Origin of the sequence: Haloflavibacter putidus (assembly GCF_006546625.1) — a bacterium.
In the GTDB taxonomy this organism is placed as follows: Bacteria; Bacteroidota; Bacteroidia; order Flavobacteriales; family Flavobacteriaceae; genus Mesonia; species Mesonia putida.
In genome coordinates this window covers 183,308-200,992 of the sequence record NZ_VIAR01000005.1, presented here as the reverse complement: position 1 = coordinate 200,992, position 17,685 = coordinate 183,308, and the positions used below count along the sequence as shown (strand labels likewise).

Sequence of the window (17,685 nt, the reverse complement as noted above, 5' to 3'; positions counted from 1 at the left end):
ATTCTATTTATGCAATTGCATTTCTATAAATACCAAGGTACTGGAAACGATTTTATTCTAATTGATAATCGTAAAGATTTTTTCAAAAATGATACCAAACTAATTTCTCGTCTTTGCGACAGAAAATTTGGCATAGGTGCCGACGGTCTTATTTTATTGCAAAAACCGGAAGAAGAGGCAGACGATTTTAAAATGGTCTATTTTAATGCCGACGGTAAACAAAGCAGCATGTGTGGCAATGGCGGGAGATGTATTGTGCATTTTGCCAAGTTCTTAGGTATAATAGAAAAAGAAGCGACTTTCACTGCTATAGATGGTAAACATTTAGCTACTGTAAACCCGGAAGATGTTAAATTGCAAATGCAAGATATAGATGAGGTAAGCACTTTAAAAAATGCCTATTTTGTAGATTCCGGTTCTCCGCACCATATTGTTTTTACGGAAAATGTTCAGGAAATAGATGTAAAGGCTAACGGAAGTGAAATTCGCTATAACAACCTTTACAAAAAAACTGGGGTTAATGTAAATTTTGTAGAGCAAACAGGCGAAAATAAGTTTTACGCACGTACCTACGAAAGAGGAGTAGAAGACGAAACCTTGTCTTGTGGCACCGGCGTTACAGCTGTGGCAATTGCAGCTTTTGAAGCTGGTTTAGCCAGTAAATCTACTATTAGTATTGATACCCTTGGCGGAAATTTGCAGGTGAGCTTCGAAAAAGAGGATAAACATTACAAAAACATTTGGCTAAGCGGTCCTGCCGAACAAGTTTTTAAAGGCGAAATTTTATGCTAACACTTACTGGGAATAAAGTTAAATTACGTCCTTTAGAGCCTGAAGACTTAGACTTTATTTATCAAATAGAAAATAACGAATCATTTTGGGAGCTCAGCGCTACCCAAACGCCATACTCTCGTTTTTTAATAAGACAATATTTAGAAAATGCACACCAAGATATCTATGAAGCCAAACAATTGCGTTTGCTTATTGAAGATTTAGATGGAAATAATATAGGTCTTATAGATTTATTTGACTTTGATCCTGCCAATAAAAGAGCAGGAATAGGCATTCTTATTGCAGCAGAAGAAAATAGAGAAAAAGGCCTTGGAAGTCAAGCCTTAGATTTACTTTGTAAATATGCTTTTACACATTTAAAATTACACCAAGTTTACGCCAATATAGGTCAGGATAACAAAAATAGTATTAACCTTTTTGAAAAAATTGGATTTGAAAAGGTTGGACTTAAAAAAGATTGGAACCTAGTTAACGGAGACTATAAAAACGAATATTTATACCAATTTATAAACCATGTATATTAAACGCATACTTGTTGCAATTGCTCTGTTAGGCCTTGTAGCGATGGGAATTTTTAGTTATTTTGTTTACCAAGCGCTTTTTGCACCAAACACAGATTTTGAGAGCTCCACGAAAGCAGTTTACGTAAAAACAGATGCTTCGTACGAAGAAGTGTTAGAAGAGTTAAAACTTATACTAAAAGATGTAGAAAGTTTTCATCAAATTGCTTTGCGTAAAGATTATGTTTCTTACATAAAACCCGGAAAGTACGTCCTGAAAAAAGGAATGAATAACAATGAAATTATAAATACTTTACGGAGTAAAAACCAGCCGATAAAACTTATTTTTAATAACCAGGAACGTATAGAAAATCTGGCGGGAAGAGTCGCCACACAAATTGAAGCAGATAGCAGTAGTTTGGTGCAAGTAATGAAAGATTCTGTCTTTTTAAAAGAAAACAATTTTTCTCCAACTACCGCATTGGCTATGTATATACCTAACCAATATGAGTTTTATTGGAACACTTCCGCAAAGGAATTTAGAAAACGAATGTTAGAGGAATACCACCGATTTTGGACTAAAAAGCGTTTAGCCCAAGCAAAAAAGATAAACCTTGAACCCAAAGAAGTAATTACGCTCGCAGCAATTGTGCAAAAGGAAACCGCCAGAGTAGACGAAAGAAAACGGGTTGCCGGTGTTTATATGAATCGTTATAAACGCGGAATAAAACTAGATGCAGATCCTACAGTAATTTACGCGCTTAAAAAACAAGAAAATAAATTTGATACGATTATAAAAAGAGTTCTTTATAAAGATTTGACCATAGATTCTCCTTACAATACTTATAAATACGCAGGTTTGCCGCCGGGACCCATAAGTATGCCGGACATTTCTTCTATAGAAGCGGTTTTAGATTATGAAGATCACGATTACTTTTATTTTGTAGCAAATCCGGAAAATCCTGGTTATCATAGATTTGCAAAAACCTTGCGCCAACACAACAATAATAGCCGCGCGTACAAGCGTTGGATTAATAAAATGGGCATTAATCGTTAAACAAAGTTAGAAGATAGTCTTTTTAGAAAATTACTCTTTTTTCTCTTTCCAAACGTGTTTTAGATCTAATAAGTTAATAGGATTTATACCTAAATTCTTTATATTTTTCTGTTTAAACCTAATTACTTGATCGTAATACAAAGGCACAACTGCTGCTTCTGTCATTACAATAGAATCCATTTTTTTATAATACTTCTGTCGTTCTTTGGCAGAAGCTATTTCCAAAGATTTTTCGTAAAGACTATCAAATACCGCATTTTTAAAATGCGTATAATTTGGTCCGTTTGGCGCAAAGTTTTTCGAGTAAAATAGAGACAAATAATTTTGTGCATCCGGATAGTCTGCTATCCAACTAGCGCGAAACAATTCTAATTTACCTGCAGAACGTTGTTGGCGCAAAGTAGAAGGCGGCATTACATCTATATTTACGCTTAAACCAATATTTTGCAATTCGCGTTGCATATATTCTACCAAATCTAAATAGGAAGAGTTGGTGCTAATGGTAATTTGCGGATTCGCATTGCCTGTCTTTTGAATATATTCTGTAATTAATTGTTTGGCTTTTTTAGGTTTGTAAGTATAATATTGCTTGGTAGAAAAACCCGGCAAACCTTTGGGAATAAAGCCGTGCGTGGCAGGTGTCCCAATGCCGTTACGCATATATTCAATCATTTTTTTTCTGTCAAAGCCGTAATTAATTGCTTGCCGAATATTTTTTGAAGCGGTTGGTGATGTTTTTTTATCTAAATAAATCCCCAGATATTCAGTATTAAGATAAGAAGCCGAAAGCATATCTATACGCGCATTATATTTCTTATTTAACTTACCGTTTATACCTAATAATTCATCTTTGTAAGAAGGATCCAAACCGCTTAAAAAATCTATATTACCTTGAGCAAATTGTAGAAATTCACTTTGTTTGTCCGGTAAAAAAGTAATGGCTACCGCTTCTAAATAAGGCAATTGTTGCCCGGTAGAATCTTTTTCGAAGTATAAATTGTTTTTTCTAAAAACCAACTTTTCATTAGCTTCCCAGCGTTTAAATTTAAATGGACCCGTACCAATTGGGTTTTTCCTAAAATCTAGATCTTTCATTTCTGTAGGAACAACCGAACAATATTGCATAGAAAGCAAACCTAAAAATCCTGGAAATGCATTTTTTAGTTCAATTTTTACAATAGAATCGCTTGGCGCGGAAATTTCTTTTACGTTTTGCATCACCCAACTTCCGGGCGAAGCCAAATTTTTATCGGTTAATCTATTTAAACTAAAAACCACATCTTTTGCGCGAACTTGGCGAGTAGAATCTTTCCCGAAAATTTGATGTTTATGAAAGCTGACATCTTTCCGTAAAGTAAAAATATAAACTTTTGCATCGTTAGAAATTTGCCAACTTTTGGCAATATCCGGTTGTATATTCAAACTGTCGTCTAATTGCACCAAACTGTTATACAGTTGGTTGCATGGCCAAATGTTACGCTGGTCTTTGGCAAAAGCCGGATCTAAAGATGTAATATTAGCATGCTCATTATAACGAAAAACAAGATGATCTTTATTGGCATTTGTAGTTTCTTGGCAACTACTCAAGATTAACAAAATGCCTAAAATCAGTAATTTTTTAAAGTGGAAAATATGAGAAATAGCGCGCACAATTCTGGTTTTATGTATTTTCCAAAAGTAGTAATCTTAGCGCGTACAATAAAAATTAATTGTACTATGTAGAACAACTTTTAGCGGCGTTTAATTTTGATTCTGGATTTGAGAAGTTTTTTTATCCAAACCGTTTTTTAAATAAATAACAATTATTTTTCGCAACAAAACGTGTGCAACCAATAGAGAGGCAATTAAAAAGCGATTATCTTTTAGAAAAAGTAACGTAAATAAGATAAAAAAAACATTAAATAGGTAGCTCCATTTATCGAGACGTAATAAAATGATTAAAAATTTATAGGTTTTAATGTCATAACAAGTCAAACTTCTTAAAAAAAGTCGAAAAACCAAATCATTAATATGTTAGAAAATAGTATAAGTTGCTTATTGAATTTCTAATTAAAATTTCGGCAATTTTCTAAACAAATTTTAAGGGCGTATATTTGCACCCGTCATTCCGTGCTTGACACAAAACCGCAAGCTATTTAATTATTAGAAAACTGAAATTAAGTTGGAAATGACCATTAATCTTGTTGGTAAATGAATAGCCAAGATTAAAAAACCAAGAAAGGAGCCGATTGCTTTATGGATAGAAATAAAAATAAAAACGTTGCATTCTACACCTTGGGGTGTAAATTAAACTTTTCGGAAACCTCTTCAATTGCGAGGTCTTTTGAAAATGAAGGATTTAATAGAGTAGAATTTACTGAAGCTGCAGATATTTACGTAATAAATACGTGTAGTGTTACAGATAATGCCGACAAACGTTTTAAAACCATCGTAAAAAAAGCACAAAAGAAAAATGCCGATGCTTTTGTGATTGCCATAGGTTGTTATGCGCAATTAAAGCCCGAAGAATTGGCAGAAGTAGACGGAGTAGATCTGGTTTTGGGTGCAACAGAAAAATTTAAGATTACAGACTATCTTAACGATTTGACCAAAAACGAATTTGGCGAGGTGCATTCTTGCGAAATCGAAGAGGCAGATTTTTACGTAGGCTCTTATTCTATTGGCGATAGAACCCGCGCATTTTTAAAAGTGCAAGATGGTTGCGATTATAAATGTACCTATTGTACAATTCCGCTGGCACGCGGAATTTCGCGTAGCGATACTTTAGAAAATGTTTTGGACAATGCCAAAGAAATTTCAGACCAAGGCATTAAAGAAATTGTGTTGACAGGTGTTAATATTGGCGATTACGGAAAAGGAGAATTTGGCAATAAAAAACACGAACACACCTTTTTAGATTTGGTAAGAGCTTTAGATAAAGTAGATGGCATAGAGCGTTTACGAATTTCTTCTATAGAACCCAATTTGCTGAAAAATGAAACTATAAATTTTGTAGCAAAATCTAACACATTTGTACCGCATTTTCACATTCCGCTACAAAGCGGTAGCAACGATTTGCTAAAGCTAATGCGCAGAAGATATATGCGAGAGTTGTATGTAGATAGGGTAGAGGCTATTAAAAATGCAATGCCAAATGCTTGCATTGGCGTAGATGTAATTGTTGGATTTCCTGGTGAAACCAATGAGCGTTTTCTGGAAACCTACAACTTTCTTAATGAGTTAAATATTTCTTACTTGCACGTTTTCACTTATTCTGAACGACCAAATACCCCGGCAGCAGAAATGGAAGGTGTTGTGTCTAATAAAGTAAGAAAAAAACGCAGCAAGATGTTACGTGGCCTTTCGGCGAAAAAAAGACGGGCTTTTTATGAAAGCCAATTGGGTAATACCTTAGAAGTTTTGTTTGAGGGCGAAAATAAAGAAGGTTTTATACACGGCTTTACGGAAAATTATGTAAAAGTTAAAATGCCGTGGAATCCAAATTATGTAAACACTTTACATAAAATAAAACTTACCAAAATAGATGAAGATGGTCTGGTACGCTTTGATTTTGCAGAAAATACTGTAGCAGCCGTTTAAATATTGATGCCTATTGGTAACAATTCTGAATATTTTTCTTTGTTTTTTCTGAAGAATTTTCGCACTTCTTTAGAAGTAGGCACTACCTTTAATTTTTCTTTCTCAGCCAAATAATCAAAAATTTTGGTTAGGAATATTTCTTGGTAGCCTTTTTCTTGTAAATTTTCTGCTACCGTTAATTTAGACAAGAAAATTTTACGTTCTTGTTCAGAGTATTCCAGCGTTACCAGTTCATCTTCTATGGTAGCTTCAAATTGTCTTAAAAATGCATTGTCGTTAATTTCAAAATCCTTGGTTTTCATGGTTTTTAATTTAGAGGCACTTCAGTAATTAAAAAATAAGCGTTTTCCAAACTTTCGATGCTTACTTTTGTGGTATCCCAAATTCCTAAAGCGTCTCGTTTCTCTAATTTTTGTCCGTCTACTTTTATTCTTCCTTGCATGAGGAACATATACACGCCGTTATAGTCTTTATGCAAATTATATTCTAGTGTTTTTTCTTGGTCTAATTTACCTAAGTGCAAAAAAGCTTGCTGATTAATACCTAGAGTCTTGCCGTTCTCTTTATTTTTTGGAGTAACTATTGTTAACAACTGGTTTTTTAAAGACTTGATGTCAATATCTTTTTGTTCGTAATGCGGTTTAATGTCTTGTTCTTTGGGTAGTACCCACAGCTGTAAAATATTAGTTTCTTGCATTACGGAAGGATTAACTTCGTTATGTTCTATACCTGTTCCGGCACTCATTACTTGCACTTGCCCTGTTTCTAAAACGCCTTCATTACCCATAGAATCTGTATGTTTTAAAGAACCTTTTAAGGGAATGGTAATAATTTCCATATTTTCGTGTCGGTGTTTTCCAAAACCGGATTTTGGGGCAATAGTATCATCGTTTAGAACACGCAGTTTACCAAACCGCATCTGATCCGGCTTAAAAAAACTCGCAAAACTAAAAGAATACTTCGCTTTTAACCAGCCGTAATTTGCGGCGCCCCGCTGGTTGGAAGGGAAAAATTTTTTCTCCATAGTTCACTTTTCAACCTTAATTTTTAATTATCAAAATAAGTTTCTATAAATTTACCATTTAAAACCCTATTTTATTGTTATATGCTTGTTAAAAAGGAGTTGAATAAAGACTTGGTGCACGTTTATTTTATGCCGGGAATGGCGGCTAAACCAAAAATATTCGAGCATATTAAATTGCCCAAAAATAAATTTAAAATACATTGGTTAAGTTGGAAGGTGCCGCAAGAAAACGAAAGTTTAGAAGCATATGTACAAAGAATGTTGCAGGAAATAAAACATAAAAATCCTGTTTTGGTAGGGGTTTCTTTTGGCGGTATTATTGTGCAAGAAATGAGTAAACATATTGCCGTAAAAAGACTGCTTATTATTTCTTCCGTAAAGTCGCACCACGAGTTACCACAACGCATGAAGCTTGCAAAAAAGAGCAAGTTATATAAAATATTTCCTACAAGTTTAGCTAAACATGTTGGGAAAGTTAGTAAATTACCTGTTAGCGATTTTATAAAAAAACGCGTAGCTTTATATAAAGAATATATGTGGTTTAGCAATGCATATTATTTAGATTGGGCCATAGAAAAAATGCTGCTTTGGGAGCAAGACGAGCCTCAAAATGATATGATTCATATTCATGGCGATGCAGATATGGTTTTTCCTATAAAGAATATTAAAAATTGTATAATAATTAAGGGTGGGACGCACGTTATGATTATAAATAGATATAGATGGTTTAATGAAAATTTACCAAATTTAATTAGAGACGGAAAACTGTAAACCAATAAAAGATTTTTAGTATATTTCCATAAAAAAGAAGAAGATGAAGAAGATAAAGAATATACTAAGCTTTGTGGGCTTAGTTGCAATTGTAGGCTTGGGCATTCAGGCAGTGCAAAGTAGTTATGCTACAGAAAACAAAGAAGGTGAGCAGTCTATCGAAACAGCTCATAAAACAGATCCGGGTAGTGCAGTTAAAGATTATAATGTTTACGCAGTGCCATTACCAGAAAAAATGGAGTTTGCGGGAGAGCGGGTTCCTTTAGAAAATCCAGATATTTTAGAACGTTTAGATCGTGAGTTGTTGGTAAATACCTATTGGCAATCTAATGGTTTGTTACTTGTAAAAAGAGCCAATAAATATTTTCCTATTATCGAGCCAATATTGAAGCAAAAAGGAATTCCGGAGGATTTTAAATACTTGGCAATTGCAGAAAGCGGCTTGCAACAAGTAGTTTCGCCGGCGGGAGCTACAGGTTTTTGGCAGATAATGGCTTCTACCGCACGCGAAAACGGCTTAGAAGTAAACGACAATGTAGACGAGCGTTACCATATAGAAAAAGCAACACTTGCAGCTTGTAATTATTTATTAGATGCCAAAGAGCAATTTGGTTCATGGACTTTGGCTGCGGCGGCGTACAATGCAGGAAAGAGAGGCGTTTCTAGACAACAGGAAAGACAAGAAGTAAACGATTATTACGACTTGTTACTAAATGTAGAAACAGGAAGATATGTATTTAGGATTTTGGCTTTAAAAGAAATTTTAAACCAGCCCGAAAAATACGGCTTTAACTTTACGGAAAAAGACCTATATCAACCTATAGAAACACGGCTTATAGAAGTAGATACCGCCGTTACAGATTTTGCCCGCTTTTCTAAAAAGATGGGTGTAAATTATAAAATATTAAAAATACATAATCCGTGGTTGCGTGAAAAACACCTCAATAATAGCTCGAGAAAATTGTATTTAATAAAAATACCAAGTCCGGGTACGTATACCTATAAGCCTTAATTAAATTATAAAGTAAACAAGAAAAGAGTTTTTAAAATAGATTGGCGTTAACCAAATATCTAAATTTTAAAAACTCTTTTTTAATTCTTTATGCTGTTGCGCAATAAAGCTACTCGTAGAGTAGTTTTAATCTGTAATAGCAAACTCAACCGTACTTAACAATTCTTTTTCGTGGGCTACAATGTTAGAAACCCCGGAGGAGATCGTAGCGTAATTCAAATTGAAAGAATCTTCAAAGCTTGCGGGAAAAGGCAGTTTCTTAAGACGTTGTATATCAATAATTTGTTTGTCTGATCCAATTTGATAAACCGTAGGAAACCCTAATGCGTGCTTAAGGTTTTTAACCACAAAGTCATGTTTGTTACTAAGCTCATTAACGTATAAAACATCTATATAACCGCTGTATTTACTGGCGGCATCTAAAGCTTCAGAACGTTTATCCCAGAAGAGTACTACAAATTGCACATCTTCGCCATACTCACGTGCTAATTGATTGAGTGCCGGTACTTCGCCTTTATCGGTAACGCACCAACTGGCATAAGTAATTAAAAAAATAGGTTTTTGGTATTGGTATAACGTCTCTTTGTCTTTGCTAATATCACGAACTTTAAAGTCATCCATATAAGTCCCTATTAGACAGTTTTTTACCAAGCTATCAAAAAGAAAGCGTGCTTTTTCATCATGTTTTAATCGATATGCCTCTTTGACATTGGACTTATATTTTGGCAAATACATATCTAAAGCCTGCGAGAACAATAATTTTTCTTGCTGGGCAAATGTAGAAAAACTGTATAAAGTGATTAAAAATAGTAGTAGAAATCTTACCATAGAGCACTATTTTAAAATTACACAATAAAGTTACTAATAAAATAGCTTAATTGGTAGATTTTAGTATAATTTAATAAAAAAAATTAAATTTAAATTCGTTTCATTTGTTGCTTCATCGTTCTAATTTGCTCTGCAAGCATACCGTGCTTATCAAGCTTTTTAGCTTCTTTAAGTAGCAATTGTGCTTCTCGCTTACGACGTTTGGTCATTGCAATTCCTGCCAAATTAATTTTTGCCATTGCTAAATCTTGTTTCATAGATAAACCAAGCCGAATAGCTTTTTTGAAATATTTCTCTGCTTTGGTAATGTTTTTTTGAGAAAGCATAAGTCCGTGTAAATAAAAGTAATAGCCTTGCTGCTTCTTAGTTAAGGCGGTTTCAGGATTTTTAATTCTATCTAACCATTTTTTTGCACCCGGAAAATCTTGTTTCCGCAAACGGAGAAAAGCCAGTAAAATAAGTTCGTTTTTAAAGTATAAAAACACAAATATTCCTGCAAGCAGGATTAAAAGAATACCGTTTCCTATATAACTTTCTGTAAATTGATAAATAGCCAAAGCCAAAACCGCAACAGCCAGAACTAATTTTATATTTTTATTGTACATAATGCTTCTAATTTTCGGTTTGCAAAGGTATAAAAACAAATTCATTTTTTACTGAAACTCGAAAAAAAGCCTTACGCTTATAACAACCTTACGAGCCTTAGCTTTTTGTTACTTTTGAGATGAAAAAATCAATGCTTAAGAAGTATTTCAAGCAAGCAATAATTAATATATAGTATTTTTATTTAGAGGGAAACAGCGTTATATATATGTAAGGCAAAAACTATTTTAAAAAATTTAAATTCGTCCTCGATTAAAGTTCTTTTTCTTATATTTTTGCTTGTACAATAGGCAAGCTAAAATAGCTAAAAAGAAAAATTAATATTTCTGCTAATAATTTTCTTTCTTGATTTGTAAGACTAAAAAGATATTGTATATTTGCCCGCAGTTTAAAAAAGATTTTAAAATCTTATAAAAACAAGTAATAGAAGATACTAAGAAGATTTAAAGATACTAAACAATGAAAAGAACGTTTCAACCCTCAAAGAGAAAAAGAAAAAATAAGCACGGTTTTAGAGAACGCATGAGCAGCGTTAACGGTAGAAAAGTGCTTGCAAGAAGAAGAGCTAAAGGAAGAAAGAAACTTTCTGTATCTTCAGAAAACAGACACAAACACTAAATGGTTTTTTAGTTGATTGAAATAGTAAGGTGTTACATTTGGTTGTAACGCCTTTTTTTATATCCAATTTTACCCTAATTTTATTCAAAAGAGAAGAAAGATGCCCAAAAACAATTCCCTTAAAAGTATATTAATAATAGGCTCCGGGCCTATCGTTATTGGCCAGGCTTGCGAATTTGATTATTCTGGAACCCAAGCTTTACGATCTTTGCGCGAAGATGGTGTAGAAACTATCTTGATTAACTCTAACCCGGCCACGATTATGACAGATCCTACAATGGCCGATCATGTTTACTTAAAACCACTTACCACAAAATCTATTGTAGAAATCTTGCGAGAGCATCCGCAAATAGATGCTGTTTTACCAACAATGGGCGGGCAAACCGCATTAAACCTTTGTATTGAAGCAGATGAAAAAGGCATTTGGGACGATTTTGATATTTCTCTAATTGGCGTAGATATAGACGCCATAAATATTACAGAAGACAGAGAGAAGTTTAAGCAACTTATGACCAAAATTGGTATTCCGGTGGCTCCTGCGAAAACCGTGACTTCTTTTCTGGAGGGTAAAGAAGTGGCGCAGGAGTTTGGTTTTCCGTTGGTAATTAGAGCTTCTTTTACCCTTGGCGGAAGCGGGGCGTCTTTTGTACATACAGAAGATCAATTTGACGAAATGCTTACGCGCGGACTCGAAGCTTCGCCAATTCACGAAGTTTTAATAGATAAAGCTTTGTTGGGTTGGAAAGAATATGAGTTGGAATTACTGCGCGACAAAAACGACAATGTGGTAATTATTTGTACCATAGAAAATATGGACCCAATGGGCATTCATACCGGCGACTCTATTACCGTTGCACCAGCAATGACATTAAGCGATTCTGCTTACCAGCGTATGCGCGATATGGCCATTAAAATGATGCGAAGCATTGGCGATTTTGCCGGAGGTTGTAACGTGCAATTTGCTGTAAGTCCGGACGATAAAGAAGACATTATTGCCATAGAAATTAATCCGCGGGTTTCGCGTTCTTCTGCTTTGGCATCTAAAGCAACCGGTTATCCTATTGCAAAAATTGCTGCAAAATTAGCATTAGGTTATCATTTAGACGAGTTGGAAAATCAGATAACCAAAACTACTTCGGCTTTATTTGAGCCTACTTTAGATTATGTGATTGTTAAAATACCACGATGGAATTTTGACAAATTCGAGGGCTCAGATCGTACTTTAGGTTTGCAAATGAAATCTGTAGGAGAGGTGATGGGCATTGGTCGCTCTTTTCAGGAAGCTCTGCATAAAGCAACACAATCTTTAGAAATAAAACGCAACGGACTTGGTGCCGACGGGAAAGGTTATAAAGATTATGACATTATTATAGACAAACTTAAAAACCCTAGTTGGGACAGGGTTTTTGTACTTTATGATGCTATACAGCTTGGCATTCCGCTAAGCCGTATTCACGAGATTACCAAAATAGATATGTGGTTCTTAAAACAATACGAAGAACTGCATTTCTTAGAAAAAGAAATTAGTAGCAACTACGCAATAGACACCATACCAAAAGATTTGCTTTTAGAAGCCAAACAAAAAGGTTATGGCGACAGACAAATTGCCCATATGCTTAATTGCCTAGAAAGCGAAGTCTATAAAAAGCGCGAAGAACTACAAATTAATCGCGTGTATAAATTGGTAGATACCTGCGCAGCAGAATTTGAAGCTCAAACGCCTTATTATTACTCAACTTTCGAAAATCAGATTGAAACTGCAGACGGAACCAAGTTTACCGATAATGAAAGTGAGGTTTCCGATAAAAAGAAAATAATTGTTTTAGGTTCCGGGCCAAATCGTATTGGCCAAGGTATTGAGTTTGATTATTGTTGTGTACATGGCGTTTTAGCTGCGGCCGAATGTGGCTACGAAACCATTATGATAAACTGTAATCCCGAAACCGTTTCAACCGATTTTGATGTAGCAGATAAACTCTATTTTGAACCTGTTTTTTGGGAACATATTTACGATATTATTCGGCATGAAAAACCCGAAGGTGTTATTGTGCAACTTGGCGGACAAACAGCTTTAAAATTGGCCGAAAAATTAAATCGTTACGGCATAAAAATTATGGGCACCAGCTACGAAGCCTTAGACCTTGCCGAAGATAGAGGAAGTTTTTCTAAACTTTTACAAGAAAACAATATTCCTTATCCAGAGTTTGGAACCGCAGAAACCGCTGATGAAGCTTTAGAACTGGCAGACGAATTAGATTTTCCTATTTTGGTGAGACCTTCTTATGTATTGGGTGGTCAGGGAATGAAAATCGTTATCAACAAAGAGGAATTAGAAGAACACGTAGTAGATTTATTGCAAAAAATTCCGAACAATAAGTTACTATTAGACCATTATTTAGATGGCGCAATAGAAGCAGAAGCAGATGCAATTTGCGATGGCGAAGATGTTTACATTATTGGTATTATGGAGCATATTGAACCTTGCGGTGTACACTCCGGAGATTCTAATGCACTTTTACCGGCTTTTAATTTAGGTAACTTGGTTTTACAAAAAATTAAAGACCACACGCGTAAAATTGCTTTGGCCTTAGATACGGTTGGACTTATTAACGTGCAATTTGCTATTAAAGACGACGAGGTTTTTATTATAGAAGCCAATCCGCGTGCATCTAGAACGGTTCCTTTTATAGCTAAAGCTTATGGCGAACCTTATGTAAATTATGCTACCAAAATAATGTTGGGGCATAATAAGCTAAAAGATTTTACTTTTGAGCCACATTTAGAAGGTTATGCTATTAAACAACCGGTTTTTTCTTTTGATAAATTTCCGAAGGTAAACAAACAATTAGGTCCGGAGATGAAAAGTACCGGAGAAAGTATCTTGTTTATCAAAGATTTAAAAGACGATAATTTTTACGATTTATACGCAAGAAGAAGAATGTATCTAACGCGTTAATTTTTATAATTATTGAAAAATAGTTGAATAGTAAAATAGTAAAGAGGAATCTACGCGTTAGATTCCTCTTTTTTTTGTAAAAGGGATGGTAGCGGCATCCTTTTTTTGCTTTTATAAGTGGCAAAAAAAGATATAGCGTACAGCCCGGCCCGCAGGGTTTACCCAACTAAATATAAGTAAGAATAAAAATACACGCCAAGGCAGAGAAAATAGCATAACTAAAACTTACCAAAGTTCCAATTAAAATATATTCTGTTAGTTTGCGGTCTTTAGATTGCGTTAGGTCGCTAAAGCGGAAAATAGATTTGGCAGCGATTAAAAAACCGACGCCTTCCCAATGGTTGGTAACTATAAAAACAAACACCAAAACACGTTCTAAAATTCCAATATAACTACCGGCTTTATCTAAACTTTCGTCCTTTTTTAATTCGGTTTTTGGAGAATAGACAGAAATAAGTGTTTTTATAGAAATAGAAGCCGGAAAAGTAACCAAAAATAGGCCGGTTAAATATACCCAAATGCTATCTGGTAAAACGGGTAGGTTTTTCCAGCCTAGAGAGGCAATACTTATGATTAGAATTATCAGAATATGGAAAAACTGGTCAGTAAAAAACCATAAACGCTTGGTTTTTTGGGTTTGTAAATAGAGTTTGGCGAGATCTATTGCATAATGCGATAGGGCAATAATTAACGGAATATACCATAAACTTAAATCCCATAAAAATAGAAATGCGAGCAAGAAATGAATTAAAATATGCAAGTAAAGTTTGCCGGAAGCTACTTTTTTTTGGTCTTTATCTTTTACCCAACTAAACGGTTGCAAAAGAAAATCGCCTAGTAAATGTGCCAATAAAAGTTTAAGAAACAAGAGCATAAATTAAAGCATTTCGTTGGTTATTTTTTGACGAAAAATCTTATCAAATTGTTGTAATTCTTCAAAATAAGCGCGTTTTAAACGCTCGCTTACCGTGTTTTGCTTTATGTTAATTAGTCTACCCAATTCACTTTGGCTTTTGGTAGGATGAAGTAAACTTAAATATACAATTTCTGCGGCGCCGGGCGTCCACGCATTCATGGCTATTAAAGCCAAATTAATATAGGTGTTAATTTCTGTATCTAGAATAGTATTGTCGCTTTTTATGGCTAAGTTTTGTTTTAAACTATTTTCTAGAGTTTCAAACAACTCTCCTGAGCGTATAAATGCGCTGCCGTTAGATTGGCTTACTTTTTTGGCTGTATGGGTTTTTTCTCCAAAACCTATGGCAATACGAACGTCTAAAGGTTTAATTTGTTTTAGAGCAGCTTTAATGCACATTGCGCTATAAAAAGCTAAAGCCGGATTTTCTATTTCTATTTGAAAACTATCGCCGCGGTAGATCTCGCGGTATTTTGATTCCGTACGTAAGTGTTTTAAAACTTTTTCTAATGTATGTAAATAAGTGGTGGCGTCTGCCACTTGCTTCGAAAAAATAATATCGCCGGTTAAAACTGCAAGCATAATCAAATATCGTGATAAAATACGATATTTCAAAATATCGTTTAAATATACGATATATAGTGGTTATCGTGTTATTGTACGATATATGGTTATTGTCGTGTTGACGCACGATAGAATGGTTTTTTATTATTTTCAAAATTTTATATAAGTGGTGTAGAAAATCTTATTTTTACTGAAAAAAATGCAAAACTTAGTTTTAATAGCAGGTTGTTTTTTAGGAATGTTTGCCATTATTTTAGGTGCTTTTGGTGCGCACGCCTTAAAGAAAAGTTTTACTACAGACCAATTAAATAGTTTTGAAACCGGCGTAAAGTACCAAATGTATCACGCTTTATTGTTATTAATAATGGGCTTTAATCTATCCTTTATCAATAATTTGCACCAATGGGCCGGCGGACTAATAATTATTGGGGTTTGCTTTTTTTCTTTTAGCATTTACGGGTTAACGTTTTTTGGAAGTAAAGGAAAAAACGTTCGGTTTTTGGGACCTGTTACGCCAATTGGTGGTTTGTTACTTGTGATAGGATGGTTACTTTTATTAATTAGTTTTATGAATTTTGCTTAAACTTACTTACTTAAAATCGCGTGAATACTTTATCTAAGTTTGAAAAATTTTACTACAAAATCAAAAGGAATAGATGGTACTGGTTATTCTCTCTATTTTGTAGGTTTGGCTTGGCTTTAGCTTTTATTTTTGCAGGATATGTAAAAATTATAGATGAAAAATTTGCCAGTGGTTTATCTGTAAAACATCCTATGGGAGCTTATTTAGAAGCTTTGCATCAAACAGGTTTCTATTATACATTTATAGGCATTGTTCAAATTTTAGCTGCTGTCTTGCTAATAATTCCGCGTACGGTAACTTTAGGCGCGGTATTATATTTTCCTGTTATTTTAAATATTTGGATACTGTCTTTTGCTTTGCGTTTTGAAGGTTCTTTTGTAACCGCGCCACTAATGGTTTTTGCCAATCTCTATCTTTTGGTTTGGAATTATGACCGATTAAAATATATTTTACCCTTCAAAAACTTTGAGCAGACCAAATTATTTGTAAAACCAAAATCTTATACTACCAAATTTCCGGTTTTATTTTTTAGTGGAGTGGTGAGTTGCGTTGCATTGACTATTATTCTCGCGCAATTTGGTTATGAAGTTATGCCAAGAAATTCTATTTCAGACTGTAGGGAACAATTTAAAAATACTACTGATAAAACTATCGGATTCAATTTTTGTGATTGTATTCATAATAAGGGAAAATCGTTAAACACCTGTTTAGAAGCTTTTGAAAAAAGTAAAGCAAAAAAATAACCGCAATCATCTATAATAATTTAATTGCGGTTAACTTGTGAGTTGGTGTAATTTTTTTCCGTAAAGGACTAAAAAATAAATTTCTCTTATTTACTCAATTTCAAAATCTGTACACTATTCTTACCATCTGTAGATTTCCAAACCTGTGTTTTTGCTTTGTTTTCTACAATAATCCAGGTTTTGTTTAGGTTAGATTTATTTTTATTAGATTTTCCGCTTTCTTTTATAATTATATAATCGTCTTTATTGAGTTTCCAAGAAAACTCTTCTGTATGGGTATAATTGTTTTGAAAGAAATTGTAATTAAGGTTTTTATAGCCTTTTCCGTTCTTTTTAAAGGTAATACTACCAATGTTTTGCGAAGTCATATTTTGACCGTTTTCTTGTAATACTTCGTAGCTATCTACATTCCACGTATCTACTATTTTTGGTGAGCAGCTAACTACAAAACTGATAAGGACTATTAATAGTAATTTGGTTTTCATAAGATTTATTTTTGCAACAGTATAAAACAATTTTTTGTTATAGTCAATTTCCGCGGAAGCTTAACGACTATTTTTATCATGCATTTAACAGCCATTAATATAATTTTAAAGGTCTATACGCACGCGATGTTTTTTTATTTCGTGCATATATTTATCAGCAGAAAAATCTGTTTCTTTAAACTCTTTATGTCGGTTACGCTTCATTTCAATACGCTTCATACTTTTTAAAAAGCGTCTTATTTCTTGCTCATTACTAAGATGTAAACCGGGTACTTGTAAAGATTTGCCTTCTTTGGTTTTGGCAACCATAGTAATATAAGAAGAGTTGCAATGCTTCTTTTTGCCGGTATGAATATCTTCTGCTTCAACGCGTATTCCTATTACCATAGAGGTGTTACCTACATAATTTACCGAAGCTTTCATGGTAACCAACTCGCCAATTTCTATGGGTTTTAAAAAATCTACTGTATCTACGCTGGCCGTTACGCAATATTCTCTACAATGTTTAGAAGCGCAAGCAAAAGCAATTTGATCTAATAAAGATAAAATGTAACCCCCGTGTATTTTTCCGTTAAAGTTAGAGTGGGAGGGAAGCATTAATTCTGATATGGTTACTTGCGATTCTTTTACGTACTTAAAGTCGTTTTCTTTCAT

General features: G+C 34.1%; 19 protein-coding genes. 10 read left to right on the top strand and 9 right to left on the bottom strand.

Features of this window, described 5'->3' with window-relative positions:
- Positions 1-9 precede the first annotated feature (9 nt).
- The 3 genes from dapF to mltG are packed head-to-tail and all read left to right on the top strand — an operon-like array spanning position 10 to position 2,349.
- Entirely contained in the window at positions 10-792 is a 783-nt protein-coding gene (gene dapF / locus FKR84_RS07130; protein ID WP_141421605.1) for a diaminopimelate epimerase, read from the top strand.
- Complete coding sequence (locus tag FKR84_RS07125) at positions 786-1,316, top strand: GNAT family N-acetyltransferase (protein WP_141421604.1); 531 nt, start codon at positions 786-788, stop codon at positions 1,314-1,316. Before dapF ends, FKR84_RS07125 begins: the two co-directional genes overlap by 7 nt.
- Entirely contained in the window at positions 1,306-2,349 is a 1,044-nt protein-coding gene (mltG, locus tag FKR84_RS07120; RefSeq protein WP_141421603.1) for an endolytic transglycosylase MltG, read from the top strand. The genes FKR84_RS07125 and mltG overlap by 11 nt, the downstream gene beginning before the upstream one ends.
- 30 nt (positions 2,350-2,379) lie before the next feature.
- On the opposite strand, the gene FKR84_RS07115 is transcribed toward mltG, so the two are convergent.
- Positions 2,380-3,990: an ABC transporter substrate-binding protein gene (locus tag FKR84_RS07115; RefSeq protein ID WP_394348479.1), complete on the bottom strand. Its 1,611-nt coding sequence runs from the start codon at positions 3,988-3,990 to the stop codon at positions 2,380-2,382.
- A 594-nt stretch (positions 3,991-4,584) separates the two neighbouring features.
- Here FKR84_RS07115 and mtaB point away from each other — a divergent pair.
- Positions 4,585-5,928, top strand: coding sequence for a tRNA (N(6)-L-threonylcarbamoyladenosine(37)-C(2))-methylthiotransferase MtaB (mtaB, locus tag FKR84_RS07110; protein WP_141421602.1), 1,344 nt, complete (start codon positions 4,585-4,587; stop codon positions 5,926-5,928).
- On the opposite strand, the gene FKR84_RS07105 is transcribed toward mtaB, so the two are convergent.
- Both FKR84_RS07105 and FKR84_RS07100 read right to left on the bottom strand, forming a co-directional pair.
- Entirely contained in the window at positions 5,925-6,230 is a 306-nt protein-coding gene (locus tag FKR84_RS07105; RefSeq protein ID WP_141421601.1) for a GNAT family N-acetyltransferase, read from the bottom strand. The two genes, mtaB and FKR84_RS07105, sit on opposite strands and share 4 nt — an antisense overlap.
- 5 nt (positions 6,231-6,235) lie before the next feature.
- Positions 6,236-6,952: a pirin family protein gene (locus FKR84_RS07100; protein ID WP_141421600.1), complete on the bottom strand. Its 717-nt coding sequence runs from the start codon at positions 6,950-6,952 to the stop codon at positions 6,236-6,238.
- Positions 6,953-7,033: 81 nt separating this feature from the next.
- Between FKR84_RS07100 and FKR84_RS07095 the strand changes: the two genes are divergently transcribed.
- On the top strand, positions 7,034-7,723 hold the full coding sequence (locus FKR84_RS07095) for an alpha/beta hydrolase (RefSeq protein WP_233357696.1): 690 nt from the start codon (positions 7,034-7,036) through the stop codon (positions 7,721-7,723).
- Between the two features lie 43 nt (positions 7,724-7,766).
- On the top strand, positions 7,767-8,735 hold the full coding sequence (locus FKR84_RS07090; RefSeq protein WP_141421599.1) for a lytic transglycosylase domain-containing protein: 969 nt from the start codon (positions 7,767-7,769) through the stop codon (positions 8,733-8,735).
- A gap of 126 nt (positions 8,736-8,861) precedes the next feature.
- On the opposite strand, the gene FKR84_RS07085 is transcribed toward FKR84_RS07090, so the two are convergent.
- Both FKR84_RS07085 and FKR84_RS07080 read right to left on the bottom strand, forming a co-directional pair.
- Entirely contained in the window at positions 8,862-9,563 is a 702-nt protein-coding gene (locus tag FKR84_RS07085) for a TlpA family protein disulfide reductase (protein ID WP_141421598.1), read from the bottom strand.
- Positions 9,564-9,652: 89 nt separating this feature from the next.
- A complete protein-coding gene (locus tag FKR84_RS07080) occupies positions 9,653-10,168 on the bottom strand; it encodes a tetratricopeptide repeat protein (RefSeq protein ID WP_141421597.1) in 516 nt (171 codons plus the stop codon).
- Between the two features lie 457 nt (positions 10,169-10,625).
- Between FKR84_RS07080 and rpmH the strand changes: the two genes are divergently transcribed.
- Positions 10,626-10,784: a 50S ribosomal protein L34 gene (gene rpmH, locus FKR84_RS07075; RefSeq protein WP_027883745.1), complete on the top strand. Its 159-nt coding sequence runs from the start codon at positions 10,626-10,628 to the stop codon at positions 10,782-10,784.
- Positions 10,785-10,884: 100 nt separating this feature from the next.
- Positions 10,885-13,740 carry a carbamoyl-phosphate synthase large subunit gene (gene carB, locus FKR84_RS07070; RefSeq protein WP_141421596.1) on the top strand — a complete coding sequence of 952 codons (2,856 nt, stop codon included), beginning with the start codon at positions 10,885-10,887 and terminating at the stop codon, positions 13,738-13,740.
- Positions 13,741-13,906: 166 nt separating this feature from the next.
- Here carB and FKR84_RS07065 read toward each other — a convergent pair whose 3' ends face one another.
- Both FKR84_RS07065 and FKR84_RS07060 read right to left on the bottom strand, forming a co-directional pair.
- Positions 13,907-14,614, bottom strand: a complete 708-nt coding sequence (locus tag FKR84_RS07065) for a DUF3307 domain-containing protein (protein ID WP_141421595.1) — start codon at positions 14,612-14,614, stop codon at positions 13,907-13,909.
- Positions 14,615-14,617: 3 nt separating this feature from the next.
- The gene (locus tag FKR84_RS07060) at positions 14,618-15,271 is read right to left on the bottom strand and encodes a SatD family protein (protein WP_233357695.1); all 654 of its coding nucleotides are present in this window, start codon (positions 15,269-15,271) and stop codon (positions 14,618-14,620) included.
- 148 nt (positions 15,272-15,419) lie between these two features.
- Here FKR84_RS07060 and FKR84_RS07055 point away from each other — a divergent pair, with 148 nt between their 5' ends.
- Both FKR84_RS07055 and FKR84_RS07050 read left to right on the top strand, forming a co-directional pair.
- Positions 15,420-15,803 carry a DUF423 domain-containing protein gene (locus tag FKR84_RS07055; RefSeq protein ID WP_141421594.1) on the top strand — a complete coding sequence of 128 codons (384 nt, stop codon included), beginning with the start codon at positions 15,420-15,422 and terminating at the stop codon, positions 15,801-15,803.
- Positions 15,804-15,823: 20 nt separating this feature from the next.
- Positions 15,824-16,546 carry a DoxX family protein gene (locus FKR84_RS07050; RefSeq protein ID WP_141421593.1) on the top strand — a complete coding sequence of 241 codons (723 nt, stop codon included), beginning with the start codon at positions 15,824-15,826 and terminating at the stop codon, positions 16,544-16,546.
- Positions 16,547-16,632: 86 nt separating this feature from the next.
- Here the strand turns inward: FKR84_RS07050 and FKR84_RS07045 are convergent, their stop codons facing one another.
- Together FKR84_RS07045 and FKR84_RS07040 are read right to left on the bottom strand one after the other, a co-directional pair.
- Positions 16,633-17,031, bottom strand: coding sequence for a hypothetical protein (locus FKR84_RS07045; RefSeq protein ID WP_141421592.1), 399 nt, complete (start codon positions 17,029-17,031; stop codon positions 16,633-16,635).
- Between the two features lie 105 nt (positions 17,032-17,136).
- Entirely contained in the window at positions 17,137-17,685 is a 549-nt protein-coding gene (locus FKR84_RS07040; protein WP_141421591.1) for an acyl-CoA thioesterase, read from the bottom strand.